Annotated in this window: 20 protein-coding genes and 2 pseudogenes; 15 read left to right on the top strand and 7 right to left on the bottom strand. The window is 70.2% G+C overall.

Annotated features, from left to right (window positions below):
• The 4 genes and pseudogenes from GWK61_RS35700 to GWK61_RS35685 all read left to right on the top strand — a co-directional run.
• The coding region (locus tag GWK61_RS35700; protein ID WP_228563489.1) for a MarR family winged helix-turn-helix transcriptional regulator at positions 1-455 on the top strand (455 nt) is incomplete at its 5' end.
• A 67-nt stretch (positions 456-522) separates the two neighbouring features.
• The gene (locus GWK61_RS35695; protein WP_194916116.1) at positions 523-1,725 is read left to right on the top strand and encodes a type III polyketide synthase; all 1,203 of its coding nucleotides are present in this window, start codon (positions 523-525) and stop codon (positions 1,723-1,725) included.
• On the top strand, positions 1,722-2,714 hold the full coding sequence (locus GWK61_RS35690) for a methyltransferase (protein WP_323747907.1): 993 nt from the start codon (positions 1,722-1,724) through the stop codon (positions 2,712-2,714). Before GWK61_RS35695 ends, GWK61_RS35690 begins: the two co-directional genes overlap by 4 nt.
• Positions 2,715-2,816: 102 nt before the next feature.
• Positions 2,817-3,560 (top strand): annotated as a pseudogene (locus GWK61_RS35685) (AfsR/SARP family transcriptional regulator); the annotation flags it as partial.
• Positions 3,561-3,616: 56 nt separating this feature from the next.
• On the opposite strand, the gene GWK61_RS57265 reads toward GWK61_RS35685, so the two are convergent.
• Positions 3,617-4,486, bottom strand: a complete 870-nt coding sequence (locus GWK61_RS57265; protein WP_228563488.1) for an AfsR/SARP family transcriptional regulator — start codon at positions 4,484-4,486, stop codon at positions 3,617-3,619.
• Positions 4,487-4,850: 364 nt separating this feature from the next.
• Here GWK61_RS57265 and GWK61_RS35675 point away from each other — a divergent pair, with 364 nt between their 5' ends.
• The 5 genes from GWK61_RS35675 (at position 4,851) to GWK61_RS35655 (ending at position 10,810) form a co-directional block, all read left to right on the top strand.
• Positions 4,851-5,915, top strand: a complete 1,065-nt coding sequence (locus GWK61_RS35675) for a methyltransferase (protein ID WP_228563487.1) — start codon at positions 4,851-4,853, stop codon at positions 5,913-5,915.
• 111 nt (positions 5,916-6,026) lie between these two features.
• Positions 6,027-7,058 carry a methyltransferase gene (locus GWK61_RS35670; protein ID WP_194916114.1) on the top strand — a complete coding sequence of 344 codons (1,032 nt, stop codon included), beginning with the start codon at positions 6,027-6,029 and terminating at the stop codon, positions 7,056-7,058.
• 6 nt (positions 7,059-7,064) lie between these two features.
• Positions 7,065-8,300: a methionine adenosyltransferase gene (gene metK, locus GWK61_RS35665; RefSeq protein ID WP_194916113.1), complete on the top strand. Its 1,236-nt coding sequence runs from the start codon at positions 7,065-7,067 to the stop codon at positions 8,298-8,300.
• Between the two features lie 21 nt (positions 8,301-8,321).
• Complete coding sequence (locus tag GWK61_RS35660) at positions 8,322-9,356, top strand: carbohydrate kinase family protein (RefSeq protein ID WP_194916112.1); 1,035 nt, start codon at positions 8,322-8,324, stop codon at positions 9,354-9,356.
• A gap of 293 nt (positions 9,357-9,649) precedes the next feature.
• Positions 9,650-10,810, top strand: coding sequence for a damage-control phosphatase ARMT1 family protein (locus tag GWK61_RS35655; protein ID WP_194916111.1), 1,161 nt, complete (start codon positions 9,650-9,652; stop codon positions 10,808-10,810).
• 91 nt (positions 10,811-10,901) lie between these two features.
• Here GWK61_RS35655 and GWK61_RS35650 read toward each other — a convergent pair whose 3' ends face one another.
• On the bottom strand, positions 10,902-11,471 hold the full coding sequence (locus tag GWK61_RS35650; RefSeq protein WP_194916110.1) for an NADPH-dependent FMN reductase: 570 nt from the start codon (positions 11,469-11,471) through the stop codon (positions 10,902-10,904).
• Between the two features lie 184 nt (positions 11,472-11,655).
• On the opposite strand from GWK61_RS35650, the gene GWK61_RS35645 reads away from it, so the two are divergent.
• Together GWK61_RS35645 and GWK61_RS35640 are read left to right on the top strand one after the other, a co-directional pair.
• Positions 11,656-12,060, top strand: a complete 405-nt coding sequence (locus tag GWK61_RS35645; protein WP_194916109.1) for a winged helix-turn-helix transcriptional regulator — start codon at positions 11,656-11,658, stop codon at positions 12,058-12,060.
• Positions 12,061-12,135: 75 nt separating this feature from the next.
• Positions 12,136-14,160 (top strand): acetoacetate--CoA ligase, encoded by a 2,025-nt coding sequence (locus GWK61_RS35640; protein ID WP_194916108.1) that lies wholly within the window; start codon positions 12,136-12,138, stop codon positions 14,158-14,160.
• Between the two features lie 171 nt (positions 14,161-14,331).
• On the opposite strand, the gene GWK61_RS35635 is transcribed toward GWK61_RS35640, so the two are convergent.
• Both GWK61_RS35635 and GWK61_RS35630 read right to left on the bottom strand, forming a co-directional pair.
• Positions 14,332-14,541, bottom strand: a complete 210-nt coding sequence (locus GWK61_RS35635; RefSeq protein WP_194916107.1) for a hypothetical protein — start codon at positions 14,539-14,541, stop codon at positions 14,332-14,334.
• 71 nt (positions 14,542-14,612) lie between these two features.
• Positions 14,613-15,392, bottom strand: a complete 780-nt coding sequence (locus GWK61_RS35630) for an HAD-IIA family hydrolase (RefSeq protein ID WP_194916106.1) — start codon at positions 15,390-15,392, stop codon at positions 14,613-14,615.
• A gap of 388 nt (positions 15,393-15,780) precedes the next feature.
• Between GWK61_RS35630 and GWK61_RS35625 the strand changes: the two genes are divergently transcribed.
• A complete protein-coding gene (locus GWK61_RS35625) occupies positions 15,781-16,008 on the top strand; it encodes a hypothetical protein (protein ID WP_194916105.1) in 228 nt (75 codons plus the stop codon).
• Between the two features lie 134 nt (positions 16,009-16,142).
• Here the strand turns inward: GWK61_RS35625 and GWK61_RS35620 are convergent, their stop codons facing one another.
• On the bottom strand, positions 16,143-16,877 hold the full coding sequence (locus tag GWK61_RS35620) for an MgtC/SapB family protein (RefSeq protein WP_194916104.1): 735 nt from the start codon (positions 16,875-16,877) through the stop codon (positions 16,143-16,145).
• 174 nt (positions 16,878-17,051) lie between these two features.
• Between GWK61_RS35620 and GWK61_RS35615 the strand changes: the two genes are divergently transcribed.
• Entirely contained in the window at positions 17,052-17,714 is a 663-nt protein-coding gene (locus GWK61_RS35615; RefSeq protein WP_194916103.1) for an acyltransferase, read from the top strand.
• 194 nt (positions 17,715-17,908) lie between these two features.
• On the opposite strand, the pseudogene GWK61_RS57260 reads toward GWK61_RS35615, so the two are convergent.
• Positions 17,909-18,712: pseudogene (locus GWK61_RS57260) on the bottom strand (glycosyltransferase 87 family protein); the annotation flags it as partial.
• 162 nt (positions 18,713-18,874) lie between these two features.
• Positions 18,875-20,635 (bottom strand): GMC oxidoreductase, encoded by a 1,761-nt coding sequence (locus GWK61_RS35610; RefSeq protein WP_194916102.1) that lies wholly within the window; start codon positions 20,633-20,635, stop codon positions 18,875-18,877.
• 144 nt (positions 20,636-20,779) lie between these two features.
• Between GWK61_RS35610 and GWK61_RS35605 the strand changes: the two genes are divergently transcribed.
• Both GWK61_RS35605 and GWK61_RS35600 read left to right on the top strand, forming a co-directional pair.
• Positions 20,780-21,586, top strand: coding sequence for a L,D-transpeptidase (locus GWK61_RS35605; protein ID WP_194916101.1), 807 nt, complete (start codon positions 20,780-20,782; stop codon positions 21,584-21,586).
• Positions 21,587-21,777: 191 nt separating this feature from the next.
• The gene (locus tag GWK61_RS35600) at positions 21,778-23,214 is read left to right on the top strand and encodes a GuaB1 family IMP dehydrogenase-related protein (protein ID WP_194916117.1); all 1,437 of its coding nucleotides are present in this window, start codon (positions 21,778-21,780) and stop codon (positions 23,212-23,214) included.
• Positions 23,215-23,507 lie beyond the last annotated feature (293 nt).

The following is a 23,507-nucleotide window of genomic DNA, read 5'->3' as shown; positions in this document are numbered from 1 at the left end:
CCACCGAACCCCGCCCGCACCTGCCCACCCTGCTGACCCAGGCCAAGGACCTCACCGTCGAGCTCCTGCACCGCCGCCTCGCCGAGCAGGGGTTCGCCGGCGTCCGCTACCGCCACGGCTCCGTCTTCCGCTTCATCGACCCCGAGGGCTCGCGGCTGACCGAGCTGGCGGAGCGCTCGAAGCTGAGCAAGCAGGCCATCGGCGAGCTGGTCGACGAGCTCGAACGGCTCGGCTATGTCGAGCGGGCGCCGGATCCGCGCGATCGCCGGGCGAAGATCATCAAGCTGACCGGGCGCGGTGCGCAGGGCCAGGCCGCGGCGGCGGCGATCGTTACCAGCATCGAACAGGAATGGGCCGCGCACCTCGGCGCGGAGCGGATCGTCGAGCTGCGGCGCACGGTGCAGGACATCATCGCGTTACACGGCCGATGGGAAGACCAGTCCGCGCCAAGCTGACGGCAAGCGGGATGGACGAAGGTGTCGTCCGAGCACCTTGCAGACAACTTCGACAGAAGGCTGTCATATGTCCACGCTTTGCAAACCTTCGGTGAGCGTGCCGGAACATGTCATCACCCTGGCGGACACCCTCGCGTTCGCCGAGCAGGCCCACGCCGGCAAACCGCAGCTGGGCCTGGCGCTGCGGCTGATCAGGAACACCGGCGTGCAGAAGCGCCACATCGTCCAGCCGATCGCCGACACGCTGCGCCATCCCGGGTTCGAGGAGCGCAACCGCATCTTCGAGGTCGAGTCCAAGCGGATGCTTCCGCCGGTCATCGCCGAGGCGCTGGCCAACGCCGAGCTGACGGCGCCGGACATCGACGCGATCATCTTCGTGTCCTGCACCGGGTTCCTGATGCCCTCGCACACCGCCTGGCTGATCAACACGATGGGCTTCCGGTACGACACGCGGCAGATCCCCATAGCCCAGCTGGGATGCGCGGCCGGCGGAGCCGCGATCAACCGCGCGCACGACTTCTGCACCGCCTATCCCGGCAGCAACGTGCTGATCGTCTCCTGCGAGCTGTGCTCGCTGTGCTACCAGCCCACCGACGACGCGGTCGGCAACCTGCTGTCCGACGGGCTGTTCGGTGACGCCGTCGCGGCCGCCGTGGTCCGGGGCAGCGGCGGGGTCGGGGTGCGGCTGGAGCGCAACGCCGCCTACCTCATCCCGGACACCGAGAGCTGGATCTCCTACTCGGTGCGCTCGACCGGCTTCCACTTCCAGCTGGACCGCCGCGTGCCCGGCACCATGGAACCCCTCGCCCCGGTGCTGAGCAGCCTGGCCACCGCGCACGGCTGGGACATCGCGAACCTCGACTTCTACATCATCCACGCGGGCGGTCCGCGGATCCTCGGCGACCTGAGCAAGTTCCTCGGCGTCGACGACAAGATGTTCCGGCACAGCTGGTCCACCCTGGTCGAGTACGGCAACATCGCCAGCGCCGTGGTCTTCGACGCGCTGCGTCGGCTGTTCGAGGAGCAGTCGATGACGCCGGGCGCCACCGGGGTGATCGCGGGGTTCGGCCCCGGCATCACGGCGGAGATGGCGGTCGGCCGGTGGTCCGTGGCAGGCACGCCGCCGGTCTCGACGGCGCGGGTCCAGTCGAACCACGGGCAGCCCAACCACGGGCAGCCCAACCACGGACAGCCGAACCACGGCCGGCCGAACCACTCCCGGCCCAACCACGTCCAGCCGAACCACGTCCAGCCCTTGGAGACAGCGTGAGCGACGAGCAGTTGCGCCCCGACCGGATCATGGAGATCGCGAACGGCTACTGGGCCACCGGGGTCCTCGGCGTCGCGGCGCGGTATTCGGTGTTCACCCATCTCGAAGCCGGCGTGGACACCGCCGAGGCGCTGGCCGCCAAGACCGGCCTGGCCGAGCGCGGCACCCAGACGCTGCTCGACGCCCTCGTCGGGCTCGGCCTGGTCCAGGTGCGCGACGGCTACCGCAACAGCCCCGAGGCGTCCGCCTTCCTGGTCGAGGGCGAGCCGGCCAGCCTGGTCGGCTACGCCGGGCTCAAGCTCGGCGAGATGGTCAAGATGACGGTGCTGCCCGAGGTCTTCTCCGGCGGGGGGCCGCTCACCGAGCCGATGGTCGAGGTCGTCGACAACCCGCACTGGGAGCACGTCGTCCCGGCCATCGCCGCGCAGTCCGTGCCGGTGGCGCACACCGCCGCGGAGATCCTGAAGCTCGCCGACGCCGGCGCGATCTCGATCCTGGACGTCGGCGGCGGCTCCGGCATCTTCTCCGGGACCTGGCTCGCCGCGAACCCGGTCGCGCACGCGACCCAGCTCGACTGGGCGCCGATCAACGCGATCGCGCGCCGCCTGGTGGGGCCGGAGGTGGCCGACCGGTTCGACGTCATCGACGGCGACTTCCACACCGTCGAGCTCGCCGCCGCGGCGTACGACGTCATCGTCTACTCCCACGTCGCGCACCAGGAAGGCCCGCAGGACAACGCCGCGAACTTCCTGAAGCTGCGCGGCGCCCTCAAGCCCGGCGGCACGCTGGTCATCTGCGACTACGTGGTCGACGACGACCGCGGCGGGCCGCCCTTCGCGCTCGCCTTCGCCTCGGAGATGCTGCTCAAGAGCCGCAAGGGCGGGACCTGGCGGCGGGCCGACTACACGGCCTGGCTGGAAGCGGCCGGATTCACCGACGTCTCGTTCCACCTGACGCCCTCGCCGACCACCATCGTCCTGGCCCGCTGACCCCGCACCGCCGCCACGGGTTTCCGTCCGGCGGCGGACAGCGCACATCTCAGCCCGCTGACAAAGTGGCGCGCGCCGACTCCGTGGTGCACCGTACTGAGTATGCGCGGTGACATGGAGTTCCGGGTGTTGGGATCGGTCTCGGTGCGGCGGGACGGCGCGGAGCTGGTCCACGCGACCGGCAAACCGCGCCAGGTGCTGGCCCTGCTGCTGATCAACGGTCCGCACCGGGTGTCGGCCAAGTCGCTGATCACCGAGCTCTGGGACGACGCGCCGCCGCGGCGCGCCATGACCACCCTGCAGACGCACGTCCTCCAGCTGCGCAAGGAACTCGCGCGCAACCTCGGGGTCAGCCGCGACACCGTCGCCCAGGACCTGCTCCAGACCCACGACGGCGGCTACCGCATCGCCCTGGGTACGGCGGAGTTCGACCTGCCGGAGTTCCACCGCCTGCGGTCCATGGCGCAGGCCGCGCTCAGCTCCGGCGATTCGCTGGTCGCCAGCCGGGTGCTGAGCGAGGCGCTGGGCCTGTGGCGCGGACCGGTCCTGGCCGACGTCGAGCACGGCCGGCTCCTGCACGCCGCGGCCGCCGAACTCGACCGGGCCCGGCTGGAGACGCTGGTGCTGTTCTTCGACACCCGGCTGAGCATGAACCGGCACCGCGAGATCCTCAGTGAGCTGACACGCCTGGTGGTCCGCCATCCGCACCACGAGGACCTGCACGCGCGCCTGATGCTGGCCCTGTACCGGTCGGGATACCGGGTCCGGGCCCTGGAGGTGTACGAGGAGCTGTGCCGGAACATGCTCAACGACCTCGGCGTGCGCCCCTCGGCGTCGATCGCGCGGCTGCGGGGCCGGGTGGCGGCCGATCCGGCGGCCGCGGACGGTGACGGGTCCGCCGATCAGGCTGACGTGCTCCACGTGCTCCACGGTCCCCAGGAGAGCTCGCGCGGCGGTGGCGGCACGCTGGGCTCGCCTGGCAGCGGCAGCACCGGCATCCTGTCCGGCAGCGGCTCGGAGTTGAGCACCGCCTGGTAGCACTGCTGCAGCTTGGGGGAGGGCTCCAGGCCGAACTTGCCGACCATCTCCCGGCGCAGGCCGTGGAACGCCTCCAGCGCGCGGGTCCGTTCGCCGGAGCGGTACAGCGCGATGATGAACTGCGCCTGGAGCTCCTCGTTGAACCGGTCGTGGGAGGCCAGGTCGGCCAGCTCGCCCAGGATCTCGCGGTGCCGGCCGGCGCGCAGCTCCAGCTCGATCCGGTGGCCGAGCATCATGGCCCGGGACTGCTGCAGGCCGGCCAGCTCGGCGCGGATGCTCGGGCCGGGGTCGACGTCGGCCAGCGCCGGGCCCTGCCACAGGGCGAGCGCGGCGCGGAAGTTGTGGGCCGCGGTGGCCAGGTCGCCGTCGGCCATCGCCACCGCGCCGGTCTGCTCCAGCCAGCGGAAGGCGCGCAGGTCGAACTGGGACAGGTCGGCGACGAAGACGTAGCCGTTGCGCGTGGTGCGCAGGATCTGCTCGCCGACGGCGTCGGTACTGCGGCCGGTGGCCCGGGCGAACTTCTTGCGGAGCTCGAAGACATAGGTCTGGACCGCCGCGCGCGCGGTCTTCGGGGTGTGGCCGTCCCAGAGTTCGTCGATCAGCGTGGACAGCGGGACGACCTGCGCGTGGTTGAGCAGCAGCAGCGCGAGGATCTGTTGCGGTCGCCGGGCCACGGGGGTGATCGCGATGCCCGCGTGGGAGACATGGAGTGGCCCCAGCAGCCGAACCCGCATGCCGATGCTCCTCTCGGACGTGCGCGCACCGCACGGTGCGACGGCAGATGCCGGAGAGGAGTCCCCCGAAACACGGATCGCCACAGGCGATCCGGTGTGCCGTCCGCTGTGCGTTTGTCCGCGCTCTTCGGTGCCCCGCAGCCGGCGCGGATCGGCCGACCCGCGCCCACCCGTACTGAGAAGTATGTACGAGTTCTGATATTAATGCGCAGCTCATCGCGCCGTCAAGGTGCTTGACCTTTGCCTGGCGCCAGGAATTGCCCCGGCCCGCTCCGCGCGCCAAGCCGATCCCAAGCGGGCGTCGGGGTCCGGGCCAAGGACGGTGTCCGACGCTGGGCCGGAACAGACTTGGAGGGATGAGTGCATGTCCGCTGAAGCCACGCTCGCCCGGTTCCGTGAGTACATGGTGGGACCGGCCCGGTTCATGAATCTGTTGTCCTGCTTCGAACTCGGTGTGGTCGACGCGCTGCGGGACTTGCCCGGTCTGACCGCCGCCGACCTGGGCGCCGTGGTCGGGGCGAAGCCGGACGCGATCGAGCAGCTGTTGTTCCTGCCGGTCAAGGAAGGCTTCATCGGCCACGACCCCGCCACCGGCGGCTATCACCTGGCCGCGCTCGCCGAGCTGACGGACCTGGATCTGCGCCGGGTCCTGGAGTTCATGGACAAGATCAAGGTCACCACGCTGCGCCAGCTGTTCTGGCTCACCGAGAGCGTGCAGACCGGGACCGTGGTCGGGCTGCGCGAGCTGTACGGGTTCGACGGCGACCTGTACGCGGCCATGGGGGTGCACGCCGAGCTGCGCGAGTCGTGGTCGCGCCTGATGGACACGGTCACCGAGCGGATCGACCCGTGGTTCTTCCAGAACATCGACGTCCCCTCCGGATCGCGGGTGCTGGACCTGGCCGGCAACACCGGCCTCGGGGCGATCCACACGCTGACCCTGACCGGTGCCACCGAGCTGCACGTCACGACCTTCGACCTGCCGGAGAAGGAAGCGGAGTGCCTGAAGAACTTCCGGGAGGCCGGCGTCGCCGAGCAGACCGCGTTCGTCGGGGGCGACGTGTTCGTCAGTGTGCCGACGGGTTTCGACGTGGTGCTGGTCAAGCACTTCCTGAACATGTTCGACAAGTCGGAGGCGGTGAAGATCCTGCAGGCCGTCCACGAGGCGCTGAAGCCGGGCGGTCGGGTCCACATCCTGGTGCCGGTGTACACCGAGGACCTCACGCAGTCCCGGACCGTCGACTACTACCCGACGTTCTTCCTCGGCGCGGCCATCGCTCAGGGCGGGCCGCAGAAGGTGTCGACGTTCAGCGCCTGGCTGGCCGAATGCGGCTTCACGGATATCCGGGCCGTCACCCAGGACCTCGCCGAGCTGCCGCCGGACGCGCTTCCGCTGCACGGCATCCTGACCGCCGCCAAGCCCGCCTGACGTGCGCCAAGCCCGCCTGACGTCCACCAAGCCCGCCTGACCCGGTTGCGACAATCCGAAGGGATCAGTTCCTTGAGCTCCGATGCCACTCTCGCGCGGTTCCGTGAATACATGGTGGGACCCACGCGGTTCATGAACCTGCTGTCCTGCTACGAACTCGGCGTCGTCGACGCCCTCCGGGACACCCCCGGCCTGACCGCGGCCGGCCTCGGCGCCGCGGTCGGGGCGAAGCCGGACGCGATCGAGCAGCTGTTGTTCCTGCTGATCAAGGAAGGCTTCGTCGCCTACGACGAGACCACCGGCGCCTACCGGCTCGACGCGCTCGCCGAGCTGTCCGACGCCCAGCTCAGCGGTGTCATGGCCCTGATGCACTTCATCAAGACGGTCACCCTGCGCCAGCTGTTCCACCTGACCGAGAGCATCCAGACCGGCACGCTGGTCGGGCTGAAGGAGTTCTACGGCTTCGACGGCACGCTGTACGAGGCCGCCGCCACGCACAAGGACCTCGGCGAGGCCTGGGCTTTGGCGATGAACACCACGACCCAGCGCATCGACCCCTGGTTCTTCGAGAACATCGACGTCCCCTCCGGCGCCCAGGTGCTCGACCTGGCCGGCAACACCGGCCTCGGCGCGATCCACACCTTCCAGCACAAGAACTCGCCGGGGCTGCGCGTCACCACCTTCGACCTCCCGGAGCGGGAGGAGGACTGCCTGAAGAACTTCCGCGAGGCCGGCGTGGCCGAGCACTGCTCGTTCATCGGCGGCGACGTCTTCGACGGCGTGCCGAAGGGCTTCGACGTGGTGCTGATCAAGCACTTCATCGACATGTGGGACAAGGCCGAGGTGCTGCGGATCTTCGAGGGCGTGCACTCCTCGCTGCCGGTCGGCGGGCAGGTGCACATCCTGGTGCCGATCTACCCGGAGAACATCGCGGACACCGACAACTACACCATCGACTTCTTCCCGAGCTTCTTCCTGGGCTGCTCGATGGGGTACGGCGGGCCGCAGAGGCTGTCGACGTACCGCGCGTGGCTGGAGGAGGCCGGGTTCACGGTCACCCAGACGCTCGCGAAGGACCCCGCCGACCTGCCGCGCTACGCGCTGCCGGTGCAGGGCATCCTCTCCGCGACCAAGAGCGGGTGAGCCGGCATGACCGCGCGCTTGTTCACCTCCGAGTCGGTGACCGAGGGACACCCCGACAAGATCGCCGACCAGATCAGTGACGCGATCCTGGACGAGCTGCTGAAACAGGACCCGAATTCGCGGGTCGCGGTCGAGACGCTGATCACCACCGGGCAGGTGCACGTCGCCGGCGAGGTGGCCACCGAGGGCTACGCCGACCTGACGGCCGTGGTCCGGGAGAAGATCCTGGCGATCGGGTACGACTCCTCGGCCAAGGGCTTCGACGGTTCCTCGTGCGGGGTGTCGGTCTCGCTCGGATCGCAGTCCCCGGACATCGCTCTGGGGTTGGAGCGCTCGTACGAGGCCCGGCTGGACGGGATCGTTCCGGAGGAACTGGACTGGCAGGGCGCCGGGGACCAGGGCCTGATGTTCGGCTACGCGTGCGGCGAGACTCCGGAGCTGATGCCGCTGCCGATCGCGCTGGCGCACCGTTTGGCGCGTCGGCTGGCCGACGTGCGCAAGGACGGCGTGCTGCCGTACCTGCGGCCGGACGGCAAGACGCAGGTCACCGTCGAGTACCGCGGGTCCGAGCCGGTGCGGCTGGACACGGTGGTGGTGTCGACGCAGCACGCGGCCGACGTCGATCTGGACGGGCTGCTGACGCCGGACGTGCGGGAGTTCGTGGTCGAGCCGGAGCTGGCGCGCCTGGGACTGGCGGGTTCGGGGCTCGACGTGTCCAGCTACCGGCTGCTGGTGAACCCGACCGGCCGGTTCGAGGTCGGCGGGCCGATGGGCGACGCCGGGCTGACCGGGCGGAAGATCATCGTGGACACGTACGGCGGGATGGCCCGGCACGGCGGCGGGGCGTTCTCGGGCAAGGACCCGTCGAAGGTGGACCGGTCGGCGGCGTACGCGATGCGGTGGGTGGCCAAGAACGTGGTCGCAGCCGGCCTGGCCCGGCGCTGCGAGGTGCAGGTCGCGTACGCGATCGGGATGGCCGAGCCGGTGGGCGTGTTCGTGGAGACGTACGGCACCGGCGTGGTGCCGGACGTGAAGATCCAGGAGGCGGTGCTGCGGGTCTTCGACCTGCGGCCGGCCGCGATCATCCGCGACCTGGACCTGCTGCGGCCGATCTACTCGGCGACCGCGGCCTACGGCCACTTCGGCCGGGAGCTGCCGGACTTCACGTGGGAGCGGACCGACCGCGCCGAGGCCCTGGCCGCGGCGGCGGGTGTGGCTGCGGGTGCGGCCGCAGGTGTGTGAGCGACGAACGGGATCAGGACCATGAATCGCAGTACGGGAGCCCGCACCGCCGGAACCCGCATAACGGGTCTGGCGGTGACGGGCTCGATCGCGACCGACCACCTCATGACCTTCCCCGGCCGGTTCGCCGACCAGCTGGTCGCGGACAAGCTGCACGCGGTGTCGCTGTCCTTCCTCGTGGACACGCTCGACATCCGGCCCGGCGGCGTGGCGCCGAACATCTGCGTCGGCCTGGCCGCGCTCGGGGTGCGTCCGCTGCTGGTCGGCGCGGCCGGGGCGGACTACGCGGCGCACAGCGGCCGGCTGGCCGACCGGGGCGTCGACACCTCCGGGGTGCACATCTCGCCGACGCTGCACACGGCGCGGTTCCTGTGCACGACCGACGCCGACGGGAACCAGATCGCGTCGTTCTTCTCCGGCGCGATGAGCCAGGCGCGGGCGATCGCGCTGGCGCCGCTGGCCGCCCGGGCCGGCGGCCTGGACCTGGTGCTGATCGGCGCGAACGATCCGGAGGCGATGCTCGCGCACACGGATGAGTGCCGCGAGCGCGGGTATCCGTTCGCGGCGGATCCGTCGCAGCAGACCGCGCGGATGAGCGGGGAGGAGATGAGACGGCTGATTTCCGGGGCGGCGTACCTGTTCACGAACGAGTACGAGGCGGCGCTGATCGAGCAGAAGACCGGCTGGTCGGCGGCGGAGATCCTGGCGCAGGTCGGGGTCCGGGTGACGACGCTCGGCGCGCGTGGGGCCCGGGTCGAGACCGGAGACGCGGTGGAGCTGCACGTGCCGTGCCCGAAGGAGGACGCACGGGTCGATCCCACCGGCGTCGGCGACGCGTTCCGCGCGGGCTTCCTCGCCGCGCGGACGTGGGGGCTCGGCTTGGAGCGCGCCGCGCAGGTGGGGTGCATGTTGGCGACGGTGGTGGTCGAGGCGATGGGGCCGCAGGAGTATGAGGTGGACCGGCTGCGGTTCCTGGAGCGGTTCGGTGCGGAGTACGGGGTGGCGGCGCTGGCTGAGGTGGAGCCTTGGTTGGCGGTGGTTGCGCAGGGGGTGTGATGGGGTGATCGTGATGCTGCGGCTGTGATGCTGAGTTGGGGCTGTGGCGCCGGGGCTGCGATGCCAGCGCTGTGCTGCGGTGACTGTGGCGCCGGGCTGCGATGCCAGCGCTGTGCTGCGGTGACTGTGGCGCCGGGCTGTGATTCTGGCGCTGTGCTGCGGTGACTGCGGCGCCGAGCTGAGATTCTGGCGCTGTGCTGTGCTGCCCGTGATGCGGTGGCACCTGTTTCGGTGTTTCCATTGCTGGAGCGCCGGGTCGACCGACCGGCGCTCTTGCGAGAGGAGCCCCACAGGTGGCAAGCGGTGCGGCGGCGGCGATCGTGTCGGACCAGCCGGGGTCTTTCGCCTGGGGCGTGTGGAACAAGCGGCATCCGATTCTGATCAAGCAGATCCGCGACGCCTATCCCTACCCGGCCGAGATCCAGCACGCGCTTGAGGCGCTGCTGGAGGAGACGATCGCCGGCGACATCCAGCGCCTGCTGCCCGACGCCCACGACTACGCGCTCTGGCAGGAGTGGGACCGCGGCTGGTACGGCGGCTCGTGGCTGTCGGCGCCCTTCCTGTGGGCCGAGTCGTACTTCTACCGCAGGCTGCTGGAAGCGGTCGGGTACTTCCGCCCGGGGCCGTGGCACGGCGTGGACCTGTTCGGCCCGGCGAAGCAGGCCGAGTTGGCGACGCCGGTCGTGGCCTCGGAACTGGCTGCGCTGGATCAGGTGGCGGCGATGCCGCTCGCCTCGCAGCGGCGCGCGCTGCTGGCGGCGGCGTTGTGGGGCAACCGGGCCGACCTCGGCTTCCGGATCACCGCCTCGCCGGAGGGACCCGCGACCGATCTGGTGGCCGACGACAGCGCGCGGATCTGGGCGCTGCTCGACGCTTCCCCCGCAGCGACCGTGCACCTGATCGCCGACAACGCCGGCCGCGAACTCCTCGCCGACCTGATCCTCGTCGACCACCTGCTGACCACCGGCGCCGCCACCAACGTGGTGCTGCACGTGAAGCCCCAGCCGTACTACGTCTCAGACGCGACCGGCTCCGACGTGCTCGCCGTCCTCCGCCGCATCACCACCGCACCCGGCACCGCAGCCGCCACCGGCCAGCGCCTCTGGACCGCGCTCACGGACGGCACCATCACCCTGCGCACCCACGCGTTCTGGTGCGCACCCCTGTCATACCGCCACCTGCCACCCGACCTCACCGCCGACCTGTCCCACGCAACCCTGACCATCCTGAAGGGCGACCTGAACTACCGCCGCCTCATCGGCGACCGAGCCTGGCCCCCGACCACCCCCTTCGCGGAGCTGACCGCCTACTTCCCATCGCCAGTGGCAGCCCTCCGCACCCTGAAGTCCGACGTCGCCGTCGGCCTCACCCCGGAAACCGTCGCCAAGCTCGACGCCACCGGCACCGCATGGCGGACCAGCGGCGAGTACGCGCTGATCCAGATGCGGCCGTAGCCGGCAGCCTGACCGCCGGCGAAGTTTCCGAACCCACGCAAAAAGGCCCTGCCGCACCAGCGCGGCAGGGCCCATCCTCAAAACCTCAGCGTCAGGCGTTCGCCTTGACCTTCTCGGTCTCCTCGATCAGCACCACGAGCGCCGCGATGAGGCCGGCGACCAGGTTCCGCGAGGTCTCGTCGACCAGGTTGCCCTCGCCGTCGAAGCGCTCCCAGTTGTTGCCGACGTGCACCTCGGGCTTGGTGACGACCTTCGCGTCCAGCCAGTGGAAGACGTCGCGGAGGTGGTTCTGGGCGCGGACGGTGCCGAAGCCGCTGCCGGAGGCACCCATGACGGCGACCGGCTTGCCGGTCAGGACCGACTCGCCGTAGGGGCGGGAGGCCCAGTCCAGGGCGTTCTTCAGGACGCCGGGGATCGAGTAGTTGTACTCGGGGCTGGCGATCAGGATGCCGTCGGCGGCGGCGATCTTGGCGCGGAACTCGGCGACCGCGGCCGGGACGTCGGACTCCAGGTCCTGGTCGAAGAAGGGCAGCCGGCCGATGCCGTCGTAGATCTCGATCTCGACGCCCTCGGGCGCCAGCTGCTTGGCGGCGCGGACCAGGGCGGTGTTCGTGGAGGCCTTACGGAGGGCGCCGGAGAAGGCGAGGATCTTGGTGGTCACTTCTGAGCTCCCGGGGTCTGGGTTCTGGGGGGTCTTACACGTCTGACATGGGGTGACGCGGGCCGGGACGGGTCCGCGCCGGGGTACGTCGGTAACACTGCGTGAGCTGGTTACCTTTCGTAAGGTTGAAGGTAGGGGCCGCGCTTACGGTTGTCAAGTCGCCTACGGAAGGTAAGCTTGGGTCATGGCCGACAACACCGCGAAGCAGCACGAGGAGCACCTGAGTTCCTTCTGTCCGCGCTTCCACACCGCGGTGGAGATCATCGGGCGACGCTGGTCCGGGGCGATCCTCCGGGCCATGCTGGCCGGCTCCACCCGCTACACCGACATCGCGTGCTCCGTCCCCAAGCTGTCCGACCGCCTCCTGTCCGAACGCCTGAAGGAGTTCGAGCAGGTGGGCCTCGTCGAGCGCGTCGTGATCCCCGAGACCCCCGTCCGCGTCGAGTACCACCTCACCCAGAAGGGCGCGGAGCTGGAACCGGCGTTCCAGCAGCTCGCGGAGTGGGCCGAGAAGTGGATCGAGCTCCCGCCGCTGCCCGAGGGCGTCGAGTGCCAGGAGTCGTTCTTGGAGCCCGGCGAGGGACGCTAATCTGACGCTTGTCAGGCGTGATCACGGCCACAAGCCGGCGGCACGCAGCAGCCACCGCGAAGTTGGGGGACGACGATGTCCGCAGCTGACCAGTCCGCAGCCGACCAGCCCGCCGCGTTCGGGGAACTCCTCTGGACGCCGACCGAGGCGCAGCGACTGGGCTCGCCCCTCCAGCGGTACCTGGACTGGCTCCCCAAGCAGGGCGTCGGCCCCTTCCCGGCCTACGCCGACGCCTGGCAGTGGTCCGTCGAGCATCCGGCGGAGTTCTGGGAGAGCCTGTGGCGGTACTTCGACGTGCACGCCGCGACCCCCTACACGGCCGTCCTCCCCGAGGCCGCGATGCCCGGCGCGCGCTGGTTCCCCGGCGCCACCCTGAACTTCGCCGAGCACGTCTTCCGCGCCGCCTCCGACGACCGCCCGGCCCTGCTGTTCGCCGAGGAGGGCGCCGAGCCGGTCGAGGTCTCCTGGGCCGAGCTGCGCCGCCAGGTGGCCGGACTGGCCGCCACGCTGCGCGCCTGGGGTGTCGGCGTCGGCGACACCGTCGCGGCCTTCCTGCCCAACACCCCGCACGCGATCGTCGCGCAGCTGGCCGTCGCCTCGCTCGGCGCGGTCTGGTCGGCCTGCGGCCCCGACTTCGGCACCCAGGGCGTCCTGGACCGCTTCGCGCAGATCGAGCCGAAGGTCTTCATCGGAGTCGACGGCTACCGCTACGGCGGCAAGCGCATCGACCGCCGCAACGAGTGCATGGAAAGCCGCGACGCGCTGCCGACGGTCGAGCACACGGTCTGGGTGGACTACCAGTTCCCGGAGGGCCCGGCGTGCGCGGAGAGCATCCGCTGGGCCGAGGCCGTCGCCGGACTCGAGGGAGATTCAAGCGCGCAGCCCGAGCTGGACTTCGCAGCCGTCCCCTTCGACCACCCGCTCTGGATCCTCTACTCCTCCGGCACCACCGGCCTGCCGAAGGGCATCGTCCACGGCCACGGCGGCATCCTGCTGGAGCACTACAAGGCCATCGCCTTCCACATGGGCGTCGAGGAGGGCGACCGGTTCTTCTGGTACTCCTCCACGAGCTGGATGATGTGGAACATCGTCCTGGGCTCGCTGCTGCTCGGCGCGACCGCCGTGCTCTACGACGGCAGCCCGGCCTACCCGGACGTCAGCGGACTGTGGCAGCTCGCTGAGAAGACCGGCGCGACCTTGCTGGGCACCAGCGCCGGCTACCTGATGGCCTCACAGAAGGCGGAGCTGCACCCCGGCCGTGACCTGGACCTGTCGGCCCTGCGCGCGATCGGCTCCACCGGCTCCCCGCTTCCCCCGACCGGCTTCCGCTGGGTCTACGACGCCGTGGGCTCCGACATCTGGCTGAACTCACTGTCCGGCGGGACCGACGTCTGCACCGCGTTTGTCGCCGGCAACCCGCTCCTGCCGGTCTACTCCGGCGAGATCCAGTGCCGGGCGCTCGGCTGCCGCGTGGAGTCCTGGGACCCCGAGGGGCACCCGCACGTCGGCGAGGTCGGCGAACTGGTGCTGACCGCGCCGACGCCCTCGATGCCGGTGAAGTTCTGGAACGACCCGGACGGCCACAAGTACCACGACGCCTACTTCGACGTGTTCCCCGGCGTCTGGCGGCACGGCGACTGGTGCACGATCACCGAGCGCGGCGGCGTCATCATCCACGGCCGCTCCGACTCGACGCTGAACAAGCAGGGTGTCCGCATGGGCTCCGCGGACATCTACGAGGTCGTGGAGAAGCTGCCGGAGATCCGCGAGTCGCTGGTGATCGGCGTCGAGCTCCCCGACGGCGGCTACTGGATGCCGCTGTTCGTCCACCTGGCCCCCGACGCGGTCCTGGACGACGCACTCAAGGCCCGCGTGGCCGCCGCGATCCGCGCCGAACTCACGCCCCGCCACGTCCCCGACGAACTCGTCGAGATCCCCGGCGTCCCGCACACGCGTACCGGCAAGCGGCTGGAGATCCCGGTTAAGCGCCTGCTGACCGGGGCCGACCCGGCGAAGGCGGTGAACCTCGGGACGGTCGACGACCCGGCGCTGATCGCGTGGTTCGTCGAGTACGCGAAGCAGCGCGACGCAGGGGACTGAGTAGCCGCGTCATACCCGCGTCGCGGCGGTGGCGGCAACCGCTACAGCAGCTACAACAGCCACCCCGAGCGGCCTGCTGGCCGTGTCCGTCGCGCCGGCGGCCGGCCGACATCCGCGAACGGGCGCGGGATCGCCGGCTGGAGTACGCCGCCTGCCCCGCCGCCGGGCCGCTCAGAGCCCGCCGCGGCCCGCCGGCAGCCCGAACCGGTCCGAGGTCACCGAGAGCTCGGCGAACCGCGGTACGGGCTGCGGCGACCACGGATCCCCGGGCACCGTGCGGAAGTTGGCCCGGAACTCGACGACCAGGGCGTCGAAGACCGGCGTGCCGCTCATGGATGCCGCGGCCGCCCGGCCGGCGCCGCCCCTGCTGTTCTCATACATTGTCAAACCACTGTCTTCCGGCCGACGTGCGGCGGGAACGAAGGTGTTCACCGTCGGGACCCTGCTCTTGCTCAGACCTCGTCGACCAGGTCGGCGATCGACTTCACGATCCGGGAGGGCCGGAAGGGGAAGCGGTCGATCTCGTCGGCCTGGGTCACGCCGGACAGCACCAGGAAGGTCTCCAGACCCGCCTCGATGCCGCACAGCACGTCGGTGTCCATCCGGTCACCGATCATCGCGGTCACTTCCGAGTGCGCCTTGATCTGGTTCAGACCCTCGCGCATCATCAGCGGGTTGGGCTTACCCACGAAGTAGGGCTCCACACCGGTCGCCTTTGTGATGAGCGCCGCAACGGCGCCGCAGGCCGGCTGCGGGCCGTCCGGGGTCGGGCCGGTGGCGTCGGGGTTGGTGGCGATGAAGCGCGCGCCGTTGGTCACCAGGCGGATGGCCCGGGTGATGGCGTCGATGCTGTAGGCGCGGGTCTCGCCCAGGACCACGTAGTCCGGATCCGCCTCGGACAGCGTGTATCCGACGTCGTACAGCGCCGTGGTCAGCCCGGCTTCCCCTATGACGTAGGCGGTCCCGTTGGGCCGCTGGTTGTCCAGGAACTGCGCGGTGGCCAGCGCCGAGGTCCAGATGTGCTCCTGCGGCAGCGGGATGCCCAGGTTCGTCAGGCGCGCCGACAGGTCGTGCGGCGTGTAGATGGAGTTGTTGGTCAGCACCAGGAACGGCCGGTCCTTGGCCCGCAGCCGGCGGATGAACTCGTCCGCGCCCGGGATCAGGTGTCCCTCGCGGATCAGGACGCCGTCCATGTCGGTCATCCAGCATTCGACTGGCTTGCGGTCATGCACTTCGATCTGCTCCTGGAATGGAAGGGAACATTGCGATGGTGGTGACCATCATTCCAGAAGTGAAAAGGTTTAGCGCCGGTGCGCGTGTCGCCTCGCGGCGGAAAGCTCGCCGCGGCTCCAGCCGAACGGTATTCCGCGACGGCGTTAGTTGAGGCCCGGGGACATCTTCTACGCACCGGCGAGCACGAGGGTAGCACGGACGATCAGCATATTGTCCAAAGCCCCTGGTCACAGACCTGTGGAGCAGGCCGGGCGAAACGCTTCAGCACGGCGATCGTCGCGAACGTGATCAACCGAACAGCGCAGGACCGTTCGCGCCCCGGGTTGATCTTGCAGAACCTACTGAAGTGTCCCGCGCATCGCGGGCCGTATGAGGAGGAGCACGACTATGAAGAGCCGTCTCGTGAAACTCACCGCGACCGCGGGTGCCACCGCCCTGCTCGCCGGCTTCGGCGCCGTCGCGGCCACGTCCGCCTCCGCGGCGACCTCGCCTGCCGCCGTCGTCACGCACTCGGCCGCCGTGCCGATGAGTGCCCCGATCTCGGTCCACCAGCCGCACTGGTGGCCCTGGTGCGAGATCGACCTGCTCGGCCCGGTTCTGTGCATCAACCTCTAAAACCCGACCGAATCTGTTGAGGGACAACGGGGATTCCCCGCAACGGATGACAGGGGCCGGACGACTTCGTGTCGTCCGGCCCCGTCGTGTTTGTCAGAAGCTTTGTCAGAACTCTGTTTTATCCGCCGGCTCGCTCACTGCTTCCCGGCCGGCGCCGGTACGCCCGCATCGGCCGGCGCGGCGTCGGTCACCACCGGCACGTCCGGTGGTGCGACCGTCGCGGCGGTGGCCGCGGCCGCCTGCTGGGCGGCGATCACCGGGTTTATCAGCACCACCGCGTCGCTGTCCGCGGTGTCCGCGGTCGCCACCCGGGCCTCGATCAGCTCCGAGGGGATGGCGTTGCCGCGCCGGAAGAAGGGCGAGTGCACGTGTTCGTCGTGGTGCACCAGGCCGTTCCAGCGGCGCGCGTCGAGCGTGCGGATCAGCGGGATGTGGCGCAGCTCCAGGGTGAGCAGCGTCGCCGCGGTCGCCGCGATCGACTCCTTCACCAGTCCCAGGCCGCACGCGGCGCCGATCGCGGAGCAGGCGAAGATGCTCGCCGCGGTCGTGATGCCGTGCAGCACCTCGTGCTCCTCGACGGTCTGCCGGAAGCACAGCCCGCCGCCGATGAAGCCGATGCCGGTGACCGCACCGGCCAGGATCGTGCTGGCGCCGTTGCCGGCCAGCACGCCTATCAGCGCGGTGGCCGCGCCCAGCAGCGAGAACGTCCGGTCGCCGGCCATCGCGCCGCGGACCTGCCGCTCGAAGCCCAGCGCGAAGGTGAGAACCCAGGCCATGGCGATGCGGCCGACCGCGTCCCAGTGGGTCGGGACGTGGATGTTCTCGGCCGACGGCGCGGCCGCCAGCAGGACGGCCCCCACTGCGTGCATTTCTGTCGTCCTCCCCTGATTTCCTCTGCCGATCCAACCGAACGATAGAGGTACGCGGCCCGGGGCCGGTACCCGATGTCTGAACACTTGCCGGCCGTGATCGAACAGTTATGCAACGCGATGGGGCACGATACCGCTGCGGGAAGATCACAGGCAGGGGGTACCGTAGCGGCCATGGTGTCAGCGCTGGGCAACCGGCTGGCCGCCGGCGTGTGGGGCTGGCTGGCCAAGGCCGGGAAGGTGCACGCGGGCTCGCCGGCCGCCCGCCGTTTCGCCGCGTTCGGCGAGGGATCCACGATGGCGTTCCCGCCGGGCACGGTCTTCGGGGAGCGCTACATATCCGTCGGTGCGCACGTGCTGATCGGTGCCAACGTCACCATCTCCGCCGGTTTCGTCCCGGGCCTGGACCTCGGCCCGGACACCCTGGTCCGGATCGGCAGCGGCGTGGTGCTGGGCCGCGGCAGCCACGTGGTCGGCCACCGCTCCATCGACATCGGCGACGACGTGTACACCGGTCCCAACGTCTACATCACCGACCAGAACCACGGCTACGACGATCCCGACGTCCCGATCGGCAAGCAGTGGCCGAGCGAGGCGCCGGTGCGCGTCGGTCCCGGCTGCTGGATCGGCACCAACGCGGTGATCCTGCCGGGCACGGTCCTGGGCCGCAACGTGGTCGTGGCGGCCGGCAGCGTGGTCCGCGGCGAGTTCCCCGATCACTGCGTGGTCGGCGGCGTCCCGGCCAGGATGCTGCGCCGGTACGAGGCCGAGACCGGCTGGGCCCGCGTGGACTCGCTCCAGGCCCAGACCAGGAACGCCAGTCCCGCCAACGGATAGAGCGAGCTGAGCAGCATCTGCAACGGGTTCAGGTCGGGGGAGGGCCCGACCACCTTGTGCGGGACGGCCCAGATCAGGAACGACAGGAACACCGCGCTCCACGCGACCGCGGCCTTCGGCATCCGCACGGCCAGGAACATCGCCACCGGAACCGCCCACACCCAGTGGTGGGACCAGCTGATCGGCGAGATCAGCAGGCCGGTGACGGCACACGTCAGCGCGCCGAGCGCGTCGTCGCCGCGCTTCGAGTTCTGCGCGGCCACCCACAACCCCGCCGCGAGCACGACGACCGCCGCGACCGCCCACAGCGCCTTGGGATCGTCGATGCGCGTGATCCGCGCGATCATCCCGGACAGCGACTGGTTGTCGGTGATGTAGGTCTTGCCGACCTTGTCGGTCTCGAAGACCTTGTGCAGCCAGAACTTCACCGACGCGTGGGGGAGCAGCACGAAGCCGACCGCCATGGTCCCGATCGCGCTGAGCGCCGAGACCGCCGCCTCGCGCCGCCGGCCGGCCAGCAGGAACCACAGGATGAAGACGCCGGGCGTCAGCTTGATGCCGGTGGCCAGCCCGATGCCCAGACCGCGCGGCCATCTGCTGCCCGGCGCCCGGGTGAGGTCGAAGAGGACCAGCGCGATCAGCGCCAGGTTGATCTGGCCGTAGCGCAGCGTGGTCCACACCGGCTCGAACCACAGCCCCAGCCCGGCGATCGCGGCGACCAGCGCCCAGCGCTCGGCGAACGTCGGCCGGTCCAGCCAGCCGCCGACGAGCTTCGCCGCCAGGTGCACCACGAGCGCCAGCAACGCGATGTTGGCGGCGGTCACCAGGACCTTCAGGACGCCGACCGGGATCCAGCTGATCGCGGCGAAGAGCAGGGCGGCGAAGGGGGGATAGGTCGCGGGCAGCTGGTTGCCTCCCGCCGTCGCGACGTTCACCCCGGCGCCGTAGAGGTCGCGGCCGTGCAGGACGGCCTGGCCCTCGAACCGGTAGACGACCATGTCGATCATCGTCGGGTGCGCGAGGGTGCGGATGACGAGGTAACCGGCCAGGCTCAGGGCGGCGAAGACGCCGAGCAGGACGGTGAGTCGTCGTCGATCCGGGAGGCGCACCACGCAGGAGACCTTACGGGATCGGCGCGGGTCTCCTCGGTGACCCGGTCGCTACCGGATCTCCACGATCGGCAGCCGTAGCGCGCCCGGCGCCGCCTCCGGAACGGCGGGCTGCTGCGGCCGCACATACGGGATCCGCTTGTACGGTTCCCCCATCGCGGGCCGCGTGTCCTTCTCGCCCTTGTTCGGCCAGAACGCTGCGGCGCGCTCGGCCATCGCCGTGATGGTCAGGGAGGGGTTCACGCCGAGGTTCGCCGAGACCGTCGAGCCGTCGGCGACGTACAGGCCCGGGTGCCCGAACACCCGGTGGTAGGGGTCCACCACGCCGTGCTCGCGGTCGCGGCCTATGACGCAGCCGCCGATGATGTGCGCGGTCATCGGGATGTTGAACAGGTCGCCGACGGTGCCGCCGGGGATGCCGTCGATCCGGGCCGCGGTGCGGGTGACCGCCTCGTTGCCGGCCGGGATCCAGGTCGGGTTCGGCAGGCCGTGGCCCTGCCGGGTGGTGAGCTTGTCCTTGCGGAACAGGCCGCGCTTGCGGGACACGGTCAGCGAGTTGTCGAGGGCCTGCATGACCAGCAGGATGATCGACCGCTCCGCGAACTTGCGGCTGGGCAGCATGCGCGGGACCCAGGAGGGGTGCTTGACGCCGATGCCGAGCAGCTTGATCCAGCGCGGGGTGCGGCCCTCGCCGTCGGTCAGTCCGGTCTTCAGCAACCCCATGGCGCCGCTGCCCCGGCCGTAGCGCACCGGCTCGATATGCGTGTGCTCGTCGGGGTGGAAGGAGGAGGTGATGGCCACGCCTTCCGTGAAGTCGTACTGCCGCGGCTTCTTGGCCATCGCGCCGAGGAGCGATTCGGAGTTCGTGCGGGTCAGTTCGCCCAGCCGCGGGGACAGCGACGGCAGCGATCCGTCGCCGGCCAGTTTGTGCAGCAGGCGCTGGGTTCCCAGGGCGCCGGCGCTGAAGACGACGTGTTCGGCGGTGAGTGTGCGGCGGCCCTTGGCGAACCACTTGCCGGTCGAGGACACCGTCACGCGGTATCCGCCGCCGTCCGGCAGCGGGGTCACGCTCTCGACGGTGGTCAGCGGGTGGACCTCGGCGCCGAGCTTCTCGGCGAGGTAGAGGTAGTTCTTCACGAGGGTGTTCTTGGCGTTGTGGCGGCAGCCGGTCATGCACGCGCCGCATTGGAGACAGGGGTTGCGGTCCGGGCCTGCGCCACCGAAGAAGGGGTCGGAGACAGTGGTGTTCGGCCTGGAACTCAAGTCGGCGTCCGGCTTGGCGTTCGTGGCGTTCGAGTCCGCGTCCGGGTCGCCGAAGAACACGCCGACCGGCGTCAGGTGGAAGGTGTCCCCGACACCCATCTCCTCGGCGACGGCCTTCATCTGCACGTCCGCCGGTGTCATCGTCGGGTTCTGCACCACGCCCAACATCCGCTTGGCCTGGTCGTAGAACGGCGCGAGCTCTCCACGCCAGTCGGCCACGTCGCGCCAGTGCGGGTCGTCGTAGAACGGGTCCAGCGGCTCGTACAGCGTGTTCGCGTACACCAGGGATCCGCCGCCGACTCCCGCCCCGGCGAGCACGACGACATCCTTGAGCCGGTGGATGCGCTGGATGCCCTTACATCCGAGCTTCGGGGCCCACAGGAAGGAGCGCAGCCGCCAGGAGGTCTTGGGGAAGTCGCCGTCGGCGAACCGGCGGCCGGCCTCCAGCACGCCGACCTTGTAGCCCTTCTCGGTGAGCCGCAGGGCGGTCACCGAGCCGCCGAAGCCCGAGCCGATGACCAGCACGTCGTAGTCCGCCGCAGCTCCCATGGCGCGTAGAGTAGCCCCTATTCGACACTCGATCCAGTAGTAGTCGGCCGCCCGGTGGCGGCTTCTGTCGCAGCTTCCATAACAACTGGGTTTTGACTGCGTTTCCAAGGCAACGAGAGTCCGGTTCCGAGCGTCGATAAGGGCATGAGGACCTCAGGGGCGGGGAAGGGCGGCGCTTTGATCGCCGTGGCCGGCGCGGTGGCGCTCGGCGTGACGGGGTGCGCGTCGAATTCCGCGAATTCGGGCGAGGGCAAGGGTTCCACCCATGACGCGGTGCAGCAGGCGGCGGCCGTGGCCGCCACGTCGTCGCCCGCCGCCGTGAACGGGGCCGCGGACACGTTGACGTCGTCCGTGCCCAACCGGCCGGCCGGCGGCGCGGCGAGCAGCCCTGCTGCCCTGCCCGCCCTGCCTGCCGTCGCCGGGGCGGCGGCGCGGAACTCCAACCCGGTGCCCAAGCTGACGACCAAGCCGCAGCCGATCCTGCACCCGACCAAGCCGACCGCGCCGACCACGCCCGCGCCGCCCAAGAACACCGGATCCAACTGGCTCTCCGGCGTGCCGCTGGGCCACAACACCCCCGGCGCCCTGGACCCGCGCTGCAAGACCGGCCGCGTGATCTGCATAGACATGAGCACCCACACCCTGCTGTGGGTGGTGAACGGCAAGGTGCAGTACGGGATGGACGTGCGCTTCGGCGACGAGAACAATCCGACCCGCAAGGGCAAGTTCGACATCTACCTGAAGATGGAGCACTGCATCTCGACGATCTACCACACGTCGATGCCCGACGCGATGTTCTTCAGCGGCGGCGAGGCGGTGCACTTCTCCATCGACTTCGCGACCTACGGCTACGCGCACCACTCGCACGGCTGCGTGAACGTCCGCGACCGCGCCGCCGTGGCGAAGCTGTTCGCCGACACCCGGCTCGGGGACAGCGTGGTCGTGTACTGAGCTCCGCGCTACCTCGACTGACCTTCGCGCTGCCTCGACTGGGCTCCGCGCTACCTCGCTCCCGAGATACCTCGGCGCCGAGGTATCTCGCGGCCGAGGTGCCGAGCGCGCGATCCGGGCGCCTCCTGTTGCCGTGACTCCGGTCACCAGGTGGGGAGGCGCCCGTGACCGTTTTGATACAGTCTTACTACGTGCGTTTCCTCAACCAGTACTCACCTCCGTACGACCTCACGTACGACGACGTTTTCATGGTCCCCGTCCGATCCCAGGTGGGCTCCCGCCTGGCCGTGGACCTGAGTTCCTCCGACGGCACCGGGACCACGATCCCGCTGGTCGTGGCCAACATGACGGCCGTGGCCGGCCGCCGGATGGCCGAGACCATCGCCCGCCGCGGCGGCCTGGCGGTCATCCCGCAGGACATCCCGCTCGACGTGGTCGCCGAGGTGATCGGCTGGGTCAAGGACCGCAGCCCGGTCTACGACACCCCGGTCACACTCGCGCCCACCAGCACCGTCGGCGAGGCGCTGGGGCTGCTGCCCAAGCGGTCCCACGGCGCGCTGGTCGTGGTGGACGGGGACGGCCGCCCGGCCGGCATCGTCACCGAGGCCGACTGCGCCGGCACCGACCGGTTCACCAACGTCAGCGACGTCATGTCCCGCGACCTGCTCACCATCCCGGACGGCACCTCCGCCGAGGCCGCGTTCGACGCCCTGGACGGCAAGCACCGCCTGGCCCCGGTCGTGGACTCCGACGGACGCCTCACCGGCCTGTGGACGCGCAAGGGCGCCCTGCGCTCGGCGCTGTACAAGCCGGCGGTCGACGACCGGGGACGGCTTCGCGTCGGCGCCGCGATCGGCATCAACGGCGATGTGGCGGCGCGCGCCAAGGAACTGCTCGCGGCCAGCGCCGACGTGCTCGTCATCGACACCGCGCACGGCCACCAGGAGAAGATGTTCGAGGCCCTGACCGCGGTGCGCGCCCTGAACCCGGGCGTCCCGCTGGTCGCCGGCAACGTGGTGTCCCCGGAGGGCACCCGCGACCTGATCGAGGCCGGCGCGGACATCGTCAAGGTCGGCGTCGGCCCCGGCGCCATGTGCACCACGCGCATGATGACCGGCGTCGGCCGCCCGCAGTTCTCGGCCGTCTACGAGTGCGCCGCCGAGGCCCACCGCCTCGGCAAGCACGTGTGGGCCGACGGCGGCGTCCGCCACCCCCGCGACGTGGCGCTGGCCCTGGCCGCCGGCGCGTCGAACGTGATGATCGGCTCCTGGTTCGCCGGCACCTACGAGTCCCCGGGCGACGCCGTCCGCGACGGCGACGGACGGCTCTACAAGGAGAACTTCGGCATGGCCTCGGCGCGCGCCGTGCGCCTCCGCACCGCCGAGGACTCCGCCTTCGACCGCGCGCGCAAGGCGCTGTTCGAGGAGGGGATCTCCAGCTCGCGGATGTACCTGGACCGCGACCGGCCGGGCGTGGAAGACCTCGTCGACGCCATCATCGCCGGGGTGCGCAGCTCGTGCACGTACGCCGGCGCGAAGGACCTGGCACAGTTCCACGAGCGCGCCGTGGTCGGCGTGCAGAGTGCCGCCGGATTCGCGGAGGGGAAGCCACTGCACAGCAGCTGGTAGCTCTATAGCCGGTAGTTCGCTATAGCAAGAGGTGCGTATGGGAGTCCCCATACGCACCTCAGTGTTTGATCAGCCGTAGTACGGCGGGTTCTGCTGCTGCCCGCCATAGGGATCGGTTCCGTATGGATCGGCTCCATACGGGTCGGCTCCATACGGGTCGCTCCCATAAGGGTTCTGACCATAAGGATCGGCTACAGGTTGCGGCTGAGGCTGGGGTTGCGGCGGCGGCATGGGTGCCGGGTACGGCGCGGGACGCGGCATCCGGTGCGGACCACTGCCGCCCCCGTTTCCGC

The organism is Catenulispora rubra (genome assembly GCF_015356825.1).
Lineage (GTDB): Bacteria > Actinomycetota > Actinomycetes > Streptomycetales > Catenulisporaceae > Catenulispora > Catenulispora rubra.
This window is presented reverse-complemented; position numbering and strand designations above follow the sequence as displayed.

Excerpts from the sequence above, each read along its gene's own strand:
- GWK61_RS35615 (WP_194916103.1), top strand. The coding sequence starts at position 17,052 with ATGGTGTCAGCGCTGGGCAACCGGCTGGCCGCCGGCGTGTGGGGCTGG.
- GWK61_RS35605 (WP_194916101.1), top strand. The coding sequence starts at position 20,780 with ATGAGGACCTCAGGGGCGGGGAAGGGCGGCGCTTTGATCGCCGTGGCC.
- GWK61_RS35635 (WP_194916107.1), bottom strand. The coding sequence starts at position 14,541 with ATGTATGAGAACAGCAGGGGCGGCGCCGGCCGGGCGGCCGCGGCATCC.
- metK (WP_194916113.1), top strand. The coding sequence starts at position 7,065 with ATGACCGCGCGCTTGTTCACCTCCGAGTCGGTGACCGAGGGACACCCC.
- GWK61_RS35625 (WP_194916105.1), top strand. The coding sequence starts at position 15,781 with ATGAAGAGCCGTCTCGTGAAACTCACCGCGACCGCGGGTGCCACCGCC.
- GWK61_RS35675 (WP_228563487.1), top strand. The coding sequence starts at position 4,851 with ATGTCCGCTGAAGCCACGCTCGCCCGGTTCCGTGAGTACATGGTGGGA.
- GWK61_RS35620 (WP_194916104.1), bottom strand. The coding sequence starts at position 16,877 with ATGCACGCAGTGGGGGCCGTCCTGCTGGCGGCCGCGCCGTCGGCCGAG.
- GWK61_RS35610 (WP_194916102.1), bottom strand. The coding sequence starts at position 20,635 with ATGGGAGCTGCGGCGGACTACGACGTGCTGGTCATCGGCTCGGGCTTC.
- GWK61_RS35670 (WP_194916114.1), top strand. The coding sequence starts at position 6,027 with ATGGTGGGACCCACGCGGTTCATGAACCTGCTGTCCTGCTACGAACTC.
- GWK61_RS35640 (WP_194916108.1), top strand. The coding sequence starts at position 12,136 with ATGTCCGCAGCTGACCAGTCCGCAGCCGACCAGCCCGCCGCGTTCGGG.
- GWK61_RS35660 (WP_194916112.1), top strand. The coding sequence starts at position 8,322 with ATGAATCGCAGTACGGGAGCCCGCACCGCCGGAACCCGCATAACGGGT.
- GWK61_RS35645 (WP_194916109.1), top strand. The coding sequence starts at position 11,656 with ATGGCCGACAACACCGCGAAGCAGCACGAGGAGCACCTGAGTTCCTTC.
- GWK61_RS35695 (WP_194916116.1), top strand. The coding sequence starts at position 523 with ATGTCCACGCTTTGCAAACCTTCGGTGAGCGTGCCGGAACATGTCATC.
- GWK61_RS57265 (WP_228563488.1), bottom strand. The coding sequence starts at position 4,486 with ATGCGGGTTCGGCTGCTGGGGCCACTCCATGTCTCCCACGCGGGCATC.